We start from the raw sequence: 15,277 nt of genomic DNA, 5'->3' as shown, positions 1-15,277 counted from the left end.
AACTGGTTCAACTGGTTCAACTGGTTCAACTGGTTCAACTGGTTCAACTGGTTCAACTGGTTCAGTTTGCATTTTGGGTATCAGCGTGTCAAGTCCTTTTTCGCTCACTTTTTTGTCAGCAAGCGTCACCTGATGCGCTTCATTGACCACACCATCAAGCTGACGAGCCGTTTGGATATTGGCAAGTAAGGCATCCAGCCCACGATTTGACCCCAGTCCGCGTTTTTTGCTCATGGTATTCCCTTAGCGAGCCTTAGTCTGTGCCAGTACTTCATCCATGAGCTTATGATAAGCAATCGCCCCTTTGGATGATTTTTCGTAACCAAAAATCGACTGCCCAAAGCTTGGCGCTTCGGCCAATCGCACATTGCGTGGGATGCTCGTTTGATACACAAGCTCGCCAAAATGACGCACCAATTCATCGGATACATCCTGCGCCAATGTATTACGATGGTCAAACAAAGTACGCACCACGCCACGGATATGCAGCTTATCATTGATGGTTTTTAGCTTATCAATGGTCGCAATCAAATCCGCCACCCCTTCGAGCGCATAGTATTCACACTGCATCGGGATGATGACGCCATCAGTCGCTGCAAAGGCATTGACCGTAATCATGCTAAGGCTTGGTGCACAGTCCATGATGATGTAGTCATAGTCAAGCTTGCCAGCTTTTTTGGCATCTTCAATCGCTTGCTTTAGCAAAAACGGCGCATCAGACACCCCTGCCAATGACACATCAATCCCCGCCAAATCACGGTTTGCACCAATAGCATCTAGCCCAATCGGTGATGGCGTAATCGCATCAGACAACGCAACGCCATCAAGTAGCACATCCGCCATCGTATATTGTAGCGAATTTTTATCAAGTCCCACGCTTGTGGTCGCATTGCCTTGAGAATCTAGGTCAATCAAGAGTACTTTTTTCTTGGCAATCAAATTCAGTGCTGCTGCCAGATTGACTGTCGTTGTGGTTTTGCCCACGCCGCCTTTTTGGTTGGCGATTGCGATGATTTCCATGATACAACCTTTATAAAATAATCTATAAATACTTTGTCAAATAATTTATTTTTCAAAAAATTTATTTTTTCAGATAAACCACACAGCGGTCATCAAACAGCTTTGGCACTTGAATTTTTTTGATGTCAATTTGCCAATTTTCTAAGCCTGCTTGCTCATCAACGGTTGGCACTTTGCCTTTCATGGCATATAGCACGCCTGTATCAGCAAGGCATGGCGTCGCCAAATTGACAAAATCCACCAACGATGCGAACGCTCGAGAAGTAATTACATCATACGCCTTTGGCTCATTGGCATGATGATGCTCAATGCGACTGGCTATCGGTGTGATGTTAGTCAGTCCAATTTCGCTCGCTATCTGACGGATAAAGCGGATTTTCTTGGAATTACTATCGAGCGCATCCACCTGCCAATCAGGACGCAAAATCGCCAAAATCACCGACGGCAGACCTGCGCCCGTGCCAATATCCAGCACTCGAATATCACGGCGGTCAGCAAATGGCACATCTGGCACAATCGCCATGCAGTCAAAAATATGCTTAATCAGCGCTTCATCAGGGTCGGTGATGGCGGTCAAATTGTACGCCTTGCCCCAAAGTAGCAATCCATCCAAATAGCGCAAAATCTGCACAATCTGCGCATCACTCACTGTGATGGCAAGCGTATCGGCAGCTTGGCGAATCTGCTCGGCAAAGCCATCTGCTTTGTGGCTGATTTTTGAAAATTTTGGTAAAACGACAGCGGTCATCGGCTTAATTCTTGGCTAAAACAAAGATAACTATTTTATCATGCTTTAATCTGCTAAAATACCCTTTTTTAAGTATTCTCATTGAGATTTTTTTGAAAACTTGCGGTCATCAACGCCCAAAACCGCCACCAAATTCAACATCACTCATTAAAGCGATAGCCATTGCCTGATTTGCCACTACTATGAAACCCGAAGATTATCAAGATTTACTAAGCAAACACAAACTCGATGTCAGCGAGCTAAAACGCTATACCGACCCCGATAGCCTACCCAAAAATAGCCGTGCTCGCCTGCCAAAACCTGATATCAGCTTTGGGCAATCTCGCGCCATCAAAGCCATCAATACCGCGCTTGATATCCGTGCCAATGGCTATCATGTGTTCGCCGTCGGTGAAAATGGTCTAGGCAAACGCACGCTTATCACTCGCCTACTTGCCGAGCGAGCGAGCACCATGCCTACGCCAAATGACTGGGTTTATGTGCATAATTTTGAAGATTCTCGCCGTCCGATTGCTATTGATTTTCCGGCAGGGCTTGCCAAAAGTTTCCAACAAAAAACGCACAAGCTTTGGCAACTTGCCAAGAAAAAACTGGCTGCCAAACTGCTTGGCGATACCCACCAAAGCCACATTGATGCCATCAAAGCCGTCATCACCACCGCCCAAAATGACCACTTCGCCACCATCAATGCCAATGCAGTGAATTTTAATCTTATCTTAAAATCATCTGCCGATGGTCGCACGCAGTTTGTCGCCATCGATGACCAAAAACCCATTGATACCGATGCGCTTGCCAAGCTACAAAAACAGCTTGCCAATGCACAGCTTGAGCTAGAAGATCTAGAAGACAGCACGCATGATGAGCTTGATAAGCTACACCAAAGCACAGCGCTCAAGGTGCTTGAGCCGATGTTTCGCCCTGTGCTGACGGCGTTTAAGGATTACCCCAAAGCCATCCGCCATCTGCACGCCATGCAAGATGACATGGTCAAAAATGTCGCTCGCATCATCAACGAAGACGACGAAGACTTTGTAGCGGCGGTGCTTAGCGATGTGCCAAGCCGTTATGCGGTCAATGTGCTGGTCAGCCACAAGGCAGGTAGCGGCGCACCGATTATTTTTGAAGATTTGCCTACGCATTTAAACTTACTTGGGCATATCGAATACACCACCGAACTTGGCTCGGTGCTCACCGATGTCAGCATGATTCGAGCAGGCGCACTGCACAAAGCCAATGGCGGGTATCTGCTACTCGAAGCCCAAAGCCTGCTTGAGCATCCTTATGCATGGCAAGGGCTAAAGCGTGCCTTGCAGTCCAAACAAATCAAAATCTCAAGCCTTGAGCAGATGCTGACTTTGACAGGCAGTCTGTCGCTTGAGCCTGATAGCGTTGGGCTAGATGTAAAAGTGATTTTGCTTGGCGAAGCGGATTTGTATTATGAACTTCTTGAATTTGAACCTGAATTTAATTCTGTATTCAAAATCCGAGCTGATTTTCATGATGATATCAAACGCACGCACGACAGCGAACTTGGCATGGTCTATAAGATGGCAGATATGATTAAAGGCTATGAGTTGCCTGTGTTTGACAATACTGCCTTTGCCGTGATTATTGATAAATTATCCGAGCTTGCCGATGACAAAAACAAGCTTGATTTGCACGCCGACCGCCTATCAGGATTGCTCATCGAGTCCGCTCGCATCGCCAAGCAAGCAGGCGATAAGACGGTCAGTCAGCATCATGTCAAAACTGCCCTAGCCGACATTCACGAACGCACAAGCTATCTACAAGAGCTGTACTGGCAAGAAATTCAAAACGGTCAGCAAATCATCACCACCAAAGGGCAAGCCATAGGTCAAATCAATGCACTCACCGTCATCAGCTATGCCGATAGCGAGTTTGGGCTGCCTGCTAGACTCACCGCACTGATTCAGCCGAATTTTGGTCATGGCGACATCCTAGACATCGAGCGAGATGTCGAGCTTGGTGGCAGTCTGCACGCCAAAGGGATGCTGATTATGTCCAGTTTTTTGCGTTCATTGTTTAGCGAATTTCACGAATTGAACTTCAGTGCATCCCTAGCATTTGAACAAAGCTATGCACACATCGATGGCGATAGCGCAACTTTGGCAGAAGCCTGTGCCCTACTGTCTGCACTCGGCAATGTGCCAATTCACCAAAATCTTGCCATCACAGGCTCGATGAATCAGCTGGGCGAAGCGCAGGCGGTCGGCGGTGTCAATGCCAAAATTGCAGGGTTTTTTGATGCGTGTCTTGACAAGGGACTTGACGGCACACAAGGCGTCATCTTGCCCCGCACCAACATCGACCAGCTGATGCTCAGAGATGATATCGTACAAGCAGTCGCTGATGGGCAATTTGGCATCTATGCCATTGACAACATCCGTCAAGCACTCGCCCTACTCACCGGCATGGCAGTCGATGACAAGAACCGCAACGGCGAATACAAAAAAACCACACTCTTTGGCAAAATCGCCAAACGCCTAGAAAGCTGGGAAGATGACGAAGACGACAAAGACAGCAAAGGCAATAAAGTTAAGAAAAAATAATCAATCAGCGTATCAGCTATCGTTCAACTTATGACTTAGGCAATCGTATGACCACCAAATCCAAAGCCATCAGCGCCGTCAAAGATGGCAAGACAGCCAAGCTTGCCACCGCCAAGACCGCCGACACGCCCGCATCTCGCCCGATGAATGATGCCAAGCGTTTATCATTTTTCCAAAAACTCAGCGAGCACATCAAAGAGCCAGTCACCGAGCTCAATTATAGCAGTGACTTTGAGCTACTCATCGCTGTCATGCTCTCAGCCCAAGCGACGGATAAGAGCGTGAATATCGCCACCGATAAGCTATTTAAGGTGGCAAACACCCCACAAGCGATACTGGATTTGGGATTAGATGGGCTAAAATCTTATATTAACTCAATCGGGCTATATAATTCAAAAGCCGCCAATGTGATAAAAACCTGCCAAGATTTGCTGGATAAGCACGGCAGACAAGTACCACGCACTCGAGCCGAGCTTGAAGCCCTAGCAGGCGTAGGTCGCAAGACCGCCAATGTCGTGCTCAACACCGCTTTTGGCGAGCCTGTGATGGCAGTTGATACGCATATTTTTCGTGTGGGCAACCGCACAGGACTTGCTACAGGCAAAACTGTCCTAGCGGTCGAAAAAGCACTGATGAAACGCATTCCTAGCGAATTTCTCGTCGATGCGCACCACTATCTTATCCTACATGGTCGCTACACCTGCATGGCTCGCAGTCCCAAATGTGGTGCTTGCGTGGTTTTTGATGAATGTATGTTTAAAGATAAAGAAAAATGGGCAGAACAAGGCAGCTAACTTTATTCACTTGCCTAGCAGCGCATCAAAACGCCAGTAATAACGCCAGCAATCTTGCCAAAACCCAAGATTTTTTTGTAAAAATTTGCTATGATAAGCCGTTTTTAGTCGGCGATTTTTATACAATTAACAATCAATTTGAATATAACGGTCAATTATGAATATTCAACAGCTTTTAAATGACAAAATCAAACAAGCCATGATAAATGCAGGTGCAGACAGTGATGTCCAAGCGCTCGTGCGTCAGTCAGGCAAGCCACAATTTGGCGATTATCAAGCCAATGGCATCATGGGCGCTGCCAAAAAACTGGGCAAAAATCCCCGTGAATTTGCCCAAAATGTTATCGATGTGCTTGATATCAGCGATATCGCCAGTAAAGTTGAAATCGCTGGCGCAGGTTTTATCAATATTTTCTTAAATAATCAATGGCTAGAAAATAGTGTCAGCACTGCCAATAGCGATGCTAAATTGGGCGTGAATGCCGACCAAGCTCAGCGTGTGGTGGTCGATTATTCATCCCCGAATGTCGCCAAAGAAATGCATGTTGGGCATCTGCGTTCCACCATCATCGGTGATAGTGTCGTGCGTACGCTTGAGTTTCTAGGTAATACCGTCATCCGTGCCAACCATGTCGGCGACTGGGGTACGCAGTTTGGTATGCTGATTGCCTATCTTGAAAAGATGCAAAACGAAAACGCCACCGATATGGATTTATCCGACATCGAAGAGTTTTATCGTCAAGCTAAATTAAATTATGATAATGATGAAGCTTTTGCCGAGAAATCTCGCAATTATGTCGTCAAACTCCAAAGCGGTGATGAGTATTGCCTTGAGATGTGGCGCAAGCTTGTCGATATCACCATGACGCAGTGCCAAGCCACTTATGAGCGCATGAATGTCACCTTGACCCCTGATGATGTCATGGGCGAGAGTCTATATAACCCAATGCTACCTGTCGTGGTACAAGCACTCAAAGACAAAGGGCTTGCGGTCGAAGATGATGGCGCAGTCGTGGTATTTTTGGATGAATTTAAAAACAAAGAAGGCGAGCCGATGGGCGTCATTATCCAAAAAAAGGACGGCGGCTACCTATACACCACCACCGATATCGCCGCTGCCAAATACCGCTATGAGACCCTGCACGGCGACCGTGCGTTGGTATTTACCGATGCTCGCCAAGCTCAGCACATGGCACAGGCTTGGACGATTACCCGCAAGGCAGGCTTTGTGCCCGAGACATTTAGCCTTGAGCATTTCACCTTTGGGATGATGCTGGGCAAAGATGGTAAGCCATTCAAGACTCGTACAGGCGGTACGGTCAAGCTCAACGACCTATTGGACGAAGCCATCGAGCGTGCCACTGTACTCATCAATGACAAAAACCCCGATTTGACCGATGCCGAAAAACAAGCAGTCATCGATGCGGTCGCCATCGGTGCGGTCAAATATGCCGATTTGTCAAAAAATCGCAACACCGATTATGTCTTTGATTGGGATAATATGCTGTCGTTCGAAGGCAATACCGCTCCGTATATGCAATATGCCTACACCCGTATTCGCTCGATTTTTGCCAAAGCAGGTGTCGATGGTGATACGCTGACAGGTCAAATCAGCATCAGCGATGACAAAGAGCGTGCTTTGGCGGTGAAACTATTGCAGTTTGAAGAAGTGCTACTCACCGTCGCCAAAGACGGTCTGCCACATCTACTTTGCCAATATCTGTTTGAATTGGCAGGGGCGTTCTCAGGCTTTTATGAAGCCTGTCCAATCCTGTCGGCAGATGAGCCGACCAAGACCAGTCGTCTATTGCTTGCCAATCTCACCGCCAAGACACTTAAGCAAGGTCTTGATTTGCTTGGCATTAAGACCGTTGAGAAGATGTAAATGCAGATTTGTTAATATGACTATCCCCAGTCTTGTACTGGGGATTTTTTTGATTACTGGCTTGCTACCCGATGATACACCCGCCCAAAATACGCCAAGCCCGCTTCGGTATCATGATTATCCTTGATGGCGATGATTTGGCAGATAAAAATACTGTGCGTACCCACCGTTTCAATCTTATCAATCCGACAATCAAAGCTCACCAGTGACGATGTCAAGACAGGCGCACCTGTGGTCAGCGTCGTCCACTCGGTCTGTGCAAAGCGTTCTTCTGATGTCATCGGCGATGCAAAGACATTGGATAAATTATCCTGCTCTGCCGCCAATGTATTGACACACAAGACTTGATTTTCCACAAAATGCTCATACGAGCGAGCATTGCCATTCATACACACAAGCAAGGTCGGTGGCGCATCCGTCACACTACACACCGCCGATGCGGTAAAGCCATGTTGCCCCGATACGCCATCGGTCGTGACGATATGCACCGCACTCACAAGCTTGGACATGGCGTTTTTAAATTCTGTATTAGTTACCATTTTTTTCACTTATCATTATAAAATAGTCAAGCAAAAGTCAGGAATTATCCCAACTTTTGCAATGATTCATTATTCAGCAATACCGACTAAGGCTGATTAAGACAGCTCAGCACGCACAATCGCCGCACCTGCTGCGAGCGCTTCAAGCTTGCCACGAGCCACAGCGCGAGACAATGGCGCCATGCCACAGTTGGTGCAAGGATAAAGCTTGTCCGCATCAACGAACTGCAATGCCTTACGCAAGGTATCCGCCACCGCATCAGGCGTCTCAATGGCATTGGTCGCCACATCGATAGCGCCCACCATCACTTTTTTGCCACGAATCAGCTCAATCAAATCCATCGGCACATGAGAATTTTGACACTCTAGCGAGATGATGTCAATGTTTGATGCTTGTAGTTTTGGGAAGCTTTCTTCGTATTGACGCCACTCATTGCCGAGTGTCTTTTTCCAGTTGTTATTCGCTTCAATGCCATAGCCATAGCAAATATGCACCGCCGTTTCGCATTTGAGCCCTTCGATGGCGCGCTCAAGGGTCGCCACACCCCAATCATTGACTTCATCAAAAAACACATTAAAGGCAGGCTCATCAAACTGAATGATATCCACGCCGGCAGCTTCTAGTTCTTTGGCTTCTTCGTTAAGAATTTTTGCAAATTCCCAAGCCAATTTCTCACGGCTCTTGTAGTGCGCATCATACAGCGTATCAATCATCGTCATCGGCCCTGGTAGTGCCCATTTGATTGGCTTGTCGGTATGCGCACGCAAAAATTTGGCATCATCGATGAACACCGACTTTGGACGAGATACCGCACCGACGACCGTTGGCACGCTCGCATCATAGCGGTTACGGATACGCACGGTTTCACGCTGATTAAAATCCACACCGTCTAAATGCTCGATAAATGTCGTCACAAAGTGCTGGCGTGTCTGCTCGCCATCGCTGACGATGTCAATGCCTGCACTGAGTTGCTCTTGGAGCGAGACCAATAGCGCATCTTGCTTAGCTTCGATCAGTGCATCGCCCGACAGTTTCCACGGCGACCATAGTTTTTCAGGTTCGGCAAGCCACACAGGTTTTGGCAGGCTGCCTGCGGTTGAAGTTGGTAATAATAATTTGCTCATGATATTGCCTTTGTTAATTTTTAATGAATGATTAAATCGCTATCGTTTTGCCATCAAGCGGCTTGATTTTGGTTTTTGCTTTGGCTTTGGTTGTGTAGCCAAGCATCCAAGATAGTTTGATAAGGCTTGATAAAATTGACTTCTGTATATTTGCCTTGCTTGATGGCAAGCTCGGTACGCTCGACACGGTCATAGTCAACTTTGGTTAAAGAATAGTCATCATAAGTCAAGCTTGGTTGATAGATTTCACCCGCCACCGAATTGGCATTATAAATCTCTGGGCGGTAGATTTTTTGGAAAGCTTCCATCGTCGCAATCGTGCTGATGAGTTCAAGATTGCTAAAGTCATTTAGCAAATCCCCTGCAAAATAAAACGCAAATGGCGCAACTGATTTTGGCGGCATAAAATAACGCACCGACAGACCCATCTTGGCAAAATACTCATCGGTCAATGAATAGGCATCTTGCTGATATTCCACGCCCAAAATCGGATGCACATTGGTGGTGCGATGATAAGTGCGAGTCGTGGCGACAGACAAGCAAATCACTGGTGCTTTTTGGGAAACGCTGCGAAACTCATCAGAGTTTAACAAAAATTTAAACAATTCACCATGCAAATCACCATAATTATCAGGCACGCTGAATGTCGGCTTGTCTTGGTTGTAGTCACGCAGCAGCACGCTAAAATCATAATCACGCACATATGATGAGAAGCTGTTACCGATGATGCCATCGATTTTTTGACCGGTTTTGTGGTCGATGACATAGGTTTTTAGCATTTCAATCGCTGGGAAAAACTCGCCTGCGCCCGTCACATCCAAATCGGTTGAGATAATCTCAAGTTCCACCGAATAGCGGTCGGCAGTCGGGTTATCCCAATTTGCCAAATCATTAAAACGCTTATTAATCATGCGGATACAGTTTTGTAGATTTTCTTGGCGGTTGTCACCACGAGCCAAATTAGCAAAATTCGTCGTCAAACGAGTACTCTCGGCAGGGGTGTAATTCTCATCAAATGCAATGGTTTTGACTTGGCATTGAAATTGTGTGGTCATGTGGACACCTGTTATCTGGTCAATCTATTCAAAAAAAATGGTTAAAATTTCGACAGGTGCTATTAAACCACAAAGCTAACATGAATAAAAATGATATATTTTTGAAAAATCATGAATTAAATTCATCTTATGATAAAACATTAATAATTTCAATGAGTTATAGCTACGATAACTAACGCTTGCCAATTTATCAAACTTCGTTATAATGGTGATTTTTATCATCATTAGCACATCATGAGCCAGTCTAATCACCAAGCCCTACTTCAAGGCTGTCAAGCCGCCCTACCTATCGCACTGGGCTATATCCCTGTGGCGATTGCTTTTGGTATGGCGACGACAGCGGCAGGATTTCCCACTTGGGTGATTGTGGCGATGAGCCTGTTTATTTATGCGGGGGCAAGTCAGTTCCTACTATTTGCATCCATCATGAGTGGCGCAAGTGTCACGGCGGTCGTCGGTCTGTGCGCCCTGCTCGACTCACGGCATCTACTGTATGCGCCACTGATGAAACGCCATCTTAAATCCAGTGATGGCATGATTTGGGTCGCGCCACTCATCACCGATGAAGTGTTCGCCACCGCAATGGCAAAACTCAAAGACATTGACAATCAAAAGCCATGGCTGATTGGGTTGGCTGTCGTCTCATGGGTGTCATGGTGGGGCGGCACGATAGTGGGGATTGTCGGCGGTCAGGCGCTTGCTGATTATCCGACGATGAGTGCGGTGATGAATTTTGCGTTTGTGGCGTTGTTTGTGTCGCTCTCGACGCACGCTTTTATCAGTGAGCCACGCTTTCGGATTGCCCTTATCGTCGCAGCCGTGATTGCCATCATCTGCACACGCTATGGACATGGCGAAATCGCCCTATTGGTGGCAGGCTTTATGGGTGTGCTTGTGCAATTAGTCATCAATCGCATCAGACGATAAGGGGTAGCCATGTTTAGCCAAGCTAATTTTTCGACATTGGTGATTGCGGTGGTGGCGATGGCGATTTTGACCGCTTTGTCTCGTGCGTTGCCGTTTTTGTTACCTGATAATTCGCCCATCATTCGATTTTTTACCGCCGAAAATTCACCACTCGCCCCTTTAGGTGGTGCGATTATCGTTGCAATGACGATGGTCTTGATGTTGCCGTTTTTTGAGGCGCCGACCGAGCACAGCCCAATGATAGCCACCATTTGCGGTATTATTGCCACCGTACTTGCCACCGCCAAGAAAATCAATACCGGCATGAGCGTGATTATCGGCATGGCAGGATTTTTGATTGGCAGCCTGATTGATAAGTTATTCTACTGAAACAAAATGATGATACGCTCAATCCTATACGGGATTTGATGTATGCCATTCGCCTTGCGTTTGCCGACACAAAGGTCAAAATCTTGATGAGCCTAAGCTTTTCACAAATTGGGCTTGCGACTGTGTTTTATCATTTTATTGAAAAATGGTCTTGGGTGGATGCGTTTTATTTTTCGGTGATTACTGTGGCGACGGTGGGTTATGGTGATTTTTCGCCACAGACCACACTTGGCAAGCTATTTACCGTAGGCTATATCTTGGTGAGGATTGGCTTATTCGTGACTGCGACGGCGACTTTGGCAAGTCAGATGCTCTTTGTCATGCAAAAAACAAAAATCTAAGCATAGCAAAAATCCGCCAACCAAATAAGCTAGTCAAGCCCAGTTAATTCAACTTTTCTTAAAAAACACCATCGCCATCATCGCACAAATCGCCTACGCCACATCATCGCCACGCCTGCAAGCATAAGCGCCATCGCACATTCAATCCATCGACGCTGATTGGTCATCTGATACATTCCTAAAAAACATTGCAAAATATCTTGCAAATCCGCCTTTTACCATCACACGATACCGTAGTGTGATGGCTTGAGATTGGGTTATGATGATAACTTACTGGATAAATGCCGTGCGGTCTTTGACCTTGCCCGCTGTGACATCAAACAGCTTAAGCAGTGTTGGCGTAATCGCATCATGGGTCAATGCAGTATCGCTGGCAGTTGGCTTAAATGTTGTATTATTTGACCAAAAAAACGCAGGTACGGCACGCTGTTCTTTTGGTGCAAAGGCATTTGGCATACCATGCAAATAGACACCATTTTCGCCCAAGCTCTCGCCGTGGTCGCTGACATAGAGCATGGCGACATCGTAGTTTGCTTCATGTGTTTTTAGCCAATCGATACTTTTGGCGATAAAATCATCGGTGGCAAGCAGTGCATTATCATAGGCATTGATGAGCGATTGATGTTCGCATTTGGCAAGCTCGTTGCCTTCGCACACAGGGGTGAATTTGGCAAATTGCTCATCATAACGCTTAAAGTACGCCGGCCCATGATTGCCCATTTGGTGTAGCATGATGAGCATATCTTTGCCATTATTGGCGCTGACATAGTCATCTAGCCCAACAAGCATACCGACATCACGACATTCATTATAAGGGTTGGTGTTACAGATGGTGTTGTTAGTCGCTGATTTATAATCAAAATACTGCGTGGCAGGTAGCTTATCCATCACGCCTTTTGAGTCTGAATTATTATCACGCCACAAGATACCCACGCCCAAGCGGTCAAGCGTATCTAGCACATTTTCTTGGTATTTGGCGGTATCGACATCATAGTCATCTTGACCCAAATAGCTGAACATACACGGCACAGAATACGCCGTCGATGTGCCACACGATGTCACTTGGCTAAAATTCGCCAAGCTATCAACCTTGGCAAGCTGTGGGAAAGTCTCACGGTCATAGCCATTGAACTGCACATGGTCAGCACGAGCCGTCTCACCGACGACGAACACCACTAGGCGTGGCTTACGCTCGCTCGGCTTGGTGGTCTGCACGGCATCTTTGGCATGATAGATGGTGTCTTTTGGCGCAGTGGCTTTTTTGTACTCGATACTGGCAAGCTTGCCCACCGAATAAATCGGCGTAATCGGGTTAATATAAAAACGCACTGGCTTATGCACCCGAAAGAAACTCGCGTACTGACTGCTAAATAACCCAATCGGCACAAGCAACAGCACAAGGCTGACACCCCACGTCATCGCACGCTGAATCAGGCTTTTGCCCCATGTTGGATAATTGACTTTGGCAACTGCGACCAACACACTTGGCAACACACCAAGCCCGATAATCCGCACAAAAAACGCCAAATTCATCAAGTCCTTAGACTCGGCTTGGTCGGTTTGCATGGCATTTTGGAGCATGGTGGTATCATAGACCGTGCCATAAGTATCGGTAAAATAGCTCGTCACCGCACCCATGATAAGTAATAAAATCAGCACAGGCTTGAGCACATAACGATAGGAAAACAGAACGACAATCAATAGCATAGCACCCATCAGTGCAACCGCCATTGAGATGATAAAGCCTAAGTTATCCGATACAGGATAGACCGCCATCGCTTTTTCAAAAAATGTCAGGTTCGCTGTTGCCGCCAAAAATAACGCCACCAAACCCATCAGTACAAAAGGATTGATGGAGTAGCGATACCAAGAGTGATGTGATGTCATAAAGATTACCCACAAATGCCATATACAATACAAGTTGGCGATTATACTTCAATGTCGTTGGAGAATCTAGATATATTGTGCAGATAAATAAAATAGTACAAATTTGCAATCTTGGCGTAACAAGTCTGATAAACCTAATAAAAATCAAGCATAGCACTTATTTATTAATTGATTAATACTCTTATTTATTAGCAATTTTCATTTGCGTGTATATTTTTGTTATTAACATTATCTGCACGATACACGATGATGGCTAGCAATGCAAACACTGTATCCAAGCCATGCTTTATGCATTGATACCATCAATCAATCCCAACCTATCAACATCGGTAACTTGATTAGTCCTGACAAGTTTGCGACGCCATCGGCTTGTTTGGCTCGCTCAAATACTCTGCAACTGCACTATCCACGCATTGGCTTAGCCCTTGTAGTGCAAGTGTATGTCCATTGGCATTGCGAGTGATGAGCGGTGCGCCAAAGACTTGCGCCATCTTGACAGCATTGTCATAAGGGGTGGCTGGGTCACGGGTCTGTGCCACGAATAATAGCTGTGGTGTGCCTGCGCCTTTATTTGGCATCGCATAGCTATCTGTGCCATCATAAGGCCAATAAAAGCACAAATCAGCAAAATGCGATTGTGAATTTGACGGATAATCATCAAAGCTCGTCAAGGCATCGATTTGCGCCCGCTCGTCGCTTTGGGCTGACTTGTTGCGTTCATGCCAAGGTGTCGCAGAATCGGCGCAGTTGATTGCCACTAGGCGTGCATTTTCTTCAAAAGCTTGCTGTTTTGGCTTGGCAAATTCATTATAAAATGCGGTTTTGCCTTGACTAAGTCCATCTAGCATCCACCTTGCATCTTTCCAAGTTTCTTGATAATACAACAGTTCGCTAAACACAGACAGCACCGAATCGGCGGTGATGACTTGCTCGTAGCGGTCGGTGAGTTTTTTGTTGTCGATATGCTTGAGTATTTGGTGAAATTGCTCAGCAAAACTTGGTACAGGCTCAAGCATTGCCCCTGTCTGATAATTGATGCTGTCTTTGTCCGGTGTCAAGCTTTCAAACACACAATCATAATGCATTAAGCAGTCTGCCACAAATCGCTCAAAGGCATCTTGCATCCCAAGCTCTTGCTTGGCTCGCCACTGCGCTGATGTCTGCGTCACATCCACCACGCCATCAAGCACACCCGCACGCAGATGAGTGGGGAATTGTTCAGCATAAGCAATCAGCACCTTTGTCCCATACGAATAGGCAATGGCATTGAGCTGATTGCCACCTAATGCCACTCGTATCCGCTCAAGGTCAAGCACCGCATCACGACTACTGATGTGTGCAAGCACGGCTTTGCCTGTATGTTTTTCGCACAAATCCATCACATCTTTTGGCTCGGTGTCGCTTGGCAATTCATCAATTGGCGTATCGCCACAGCTGATGGCAGGTGTCGATGGTGCAACGCCACGCGGTGCATAGCCGATAATGTTGTATTGCTTGCGTAGTTGTTGAAGTTGTGGCGCGTTGGCATCTAGCCATTCAAGCGACATATCAAGGCTATGTTCACCCGGCCCGCCTGCGATGATGATGAGATTGCCAATGGCTTTTTGGGTGGCAGGCAGCACACTTAGTGCCAATGACACACGCTCAGCGGACGGTGCGTATTGGTTTAGCGGTACGGATAAGGTAGTGCAGTACAGCTTATTATCAGGCTTATCAGCGAACCAATCAGGATAATCGGTTTTGCATTTTTGCCACACCATCGCTGTTGTGTCTTGTAGGTGCTGAATGTTTTGTTTTTCTTCATTGGTCATACAGCCTGATAACAGCATAGACAGCACGGACACCCCAAGCACGCTACTTAGGGATTTTGTTAAAAATAGCTTTGCAAACGGCAAGCCCATTCAATCATTCCTTAATTGATGACAATACACAAAGGGCGGATATTAAGTATCGCTATCAGCATGATTTGGTACAAAAAAACAGGGTGAATTATTATCCACCCTGCCACATCAACAGT

At 46.4% G+C, this 15,277-nt stretch carries 13 protein-coding genes and 1 pseudogene; 6 read left to right on the top strand and 8 right to left on the bottom strand.

The window, feature by feature from the left end:
• The 3 genes and pseudogenes from Q0N89_RS06585 to rsmG form a co-directional block, all read right to left on the bottom strand.
• Positions 1-234 (bottom strand): annotated as a pseudogene (locus tag Q0N89_RS06585) (hypothetical protein); the annotation flags it as partial.
• Positions 235-243: 9 nt separating this feature from the next.
• On the bottom strand, positions 244-1,020 hold the full coding sequence (locus tag Q0N89_RS06580; protein WP_078254287.1) for an AAA family ATPase: 777 nt from the start codon (positions 1,018-1,020) through the stop codon (positions 244-246).
• A 61-nt stretch (positions 1,021-1,081) separates the two neighbouring features.
• Positions 1,082-1,768 carry a 16S rRNA (guanine(527)-N(7))-methyltransferase RsmG gene (gene rsmG / locus Q0N89_RS06575; protein ID WP_294034626.1) on the bottom strand — a complete coding sequence of 229 codons (687 nt, stop codon included), beginning with the start codon at positions 1,766-1,768 and terminating at the stop codon, positions 1,082-1,084.
• Positions 1,769-1,950: 182 nt separating this feature from the next.
• On the opposite strand from rsmG, the gene Q0N89_RS06570 reads away from it, so the two are divergent.
• The 3 genes from Q0N89_RS06570 to argS all read left to right on the top strand — a co-directional run bounded on the left by Q0N89_RS06570 (position 1,951) and on the right by argS (position 7,017).
• Positions 1,951-4,338 (top strand): ATP-binding protein, encoded by a 2,388-nt coding sequence (locus Q0N89_RS06570; RefSeq protein ID WP_294034623.1) that lies wholly within the window; start codon positions 1,951-1,953, stop codon positions 4,336-4,338.
• Positions 4,339-4,481: 143 nt separating this feature from the next.
• Entirely contained in the window at positions 4,482-5,132 is a 651-nt protein-coding gene (gene nth / locus Q0N89_RS06565) for an endonuclease III (RefSeq protein WP_294034632.1), read from the top strand.
• A gap of 157 nt (positions 5,133-5,289) precedes the next feature.
• A complete protein-coding gene (gene argS / locus Q0N89_RS06560) occupies positions 5,290-7,017 on the top strand; it encodes an arginine--tRNA ligase (protein WP_294034621.1) in 1,728 nt (575 codons plus the stop codon).
• Between the two features lie 53 nt (positions 7,018-7,070).
• Here the strand turns inward: argS and Q0N89_RS06555 are convergent, their stop codons facing one another.
• The 3 genes from Q0N89_RS06555 to Q0N89_RS06545 all read right to left on the bottom strand — a co-directional run bounded on the left by Q0N89_RS06555 (position 7,071) and on the right by Q0N89_RS06545 (position 9,736).
• On the bottom strand, positions 7,071-7,556 hold the full coding sequence (locus tag Q0N89_RS06555) for a flavin reductase (RefSeq protein WP_294034619.1): 486 nt from the start codon (positions 7,554-7,556) through the stop codon (positions 7,071-7,073).
• A gap of 96 nt (positions 7,557-7,652) precedes the next feature.
• A complete protein-coding gene (locus Q0N89_RS06550; RefSeq protein WP_294034617.1) occupies positions 7,653-8,681 on the bottom strand; it encodes a methionine synthase in 1,029 nt (342 codons plus the stop codon).
• 53 nt (positions 8,682-8,734) lie between these two features.
• Positions 8,735-9,736, bottom strand: a complete 1,002-nt coding sequence (locus Q0N89_RS06545) for a DUF1852 domain-containing protein (RefSeq protein WP_294034615.1) — start codon at positions 9,734-9,736, stop codon at positions 8,735-8,737.
• Positions 9,737-9,970: 234 nt separating this feature from the next.
• Here Q0N89_RS06545 and Q0N89_RS06540 point away from each other — a divergent pair, with 234 nt between their 5' ends.
• Genes Q0N89_RS06540 through Q0N89_RS06530 form a run of 3 tightly spaced genes read left to right on the top strand, consistent with a single transcriptional unit; the run spans position 9,971 to position 11,373 of the window.
• Positions 9,971-10,663 (top strand): AzlC family ABC transporter permease, encoded by a 693-nt coding sequence (locus tag Q0N89_RS06540; protein ID WP_294034614.1) that lies wholly within the window; start codon positions 9,971-9,973, stop codon positions 10,661-10,663.
• Between the two features lie 9 nt (positions 10,664-10,672).
• The gene (locus Q0N89_RS06535; protein WP_294034613.1) at positions 10,673-11,032 is read left to right on the top strand and encodes an AzlD domain-containing protein; all 360 of its coding nucleotides are present in this window, start codon (positions 10,673-10,675) and stop codon (positions 11,030-11,032) included.
• A 38-nt stretch (positions 11,033-11,070) separates the two neighbouring features.
• A complete protein-coding gene (locus tag Q0N89_RS06530) occupies positions 11,071-11,373 on the top strand; it encodes a potassium channel family protein (RefSeq protein ID WP_294034612.1) in 303 nt (100 codons plus the stop codon).
• Between the two features lie 270 nt (positions 11,374-11,643).
• On the opposite strand, the gene Q0N89_RS06525 is transcribed toward Q0N89_RS06530, so the two are convergent.
• Positions 11,644-13,260: an MCR-2 family phosphoethanolamine--lipid A transferase gene (locus tag Q0N89_RS06525; RefSeq protein ID WP_294034611.1), complete on the bottom strand. Its 1,617-nt coding sequence runs from the start codon at positions 13,258-13,260 to the stop codon at positions 11,644-11,646.
• Positions 13,261-13,598: 338 nt separating this feature from the next.
• Positions 13,599-15,161, bottom strand: coding sequence for an alpha/beta hydrolase (locus Q0N89_RS06520; protein ID WP_294034609.1), 1,563 nt, complete (start codon positions 15,159-15,161; stop codon positions 13,599-13,601).
• Between the last annotated feature and the right edge of the window lie 116 nt (positions 15,162-15,277).

The sequence above is a fragment of the uncultured Moraxella sp. genome, from assembly GCF_945873075.1.
GTDB lineage: Bacteria > Pseudomonadota > Gammaproteobacteria > Pseudomonadales > Moraxellaceae > Moraxella.
The sequence above is the reverse complement of the archived record's forward strand: the minus strand, read 5'-3'. Positions and strand labels throughout refer to the sequence as shown.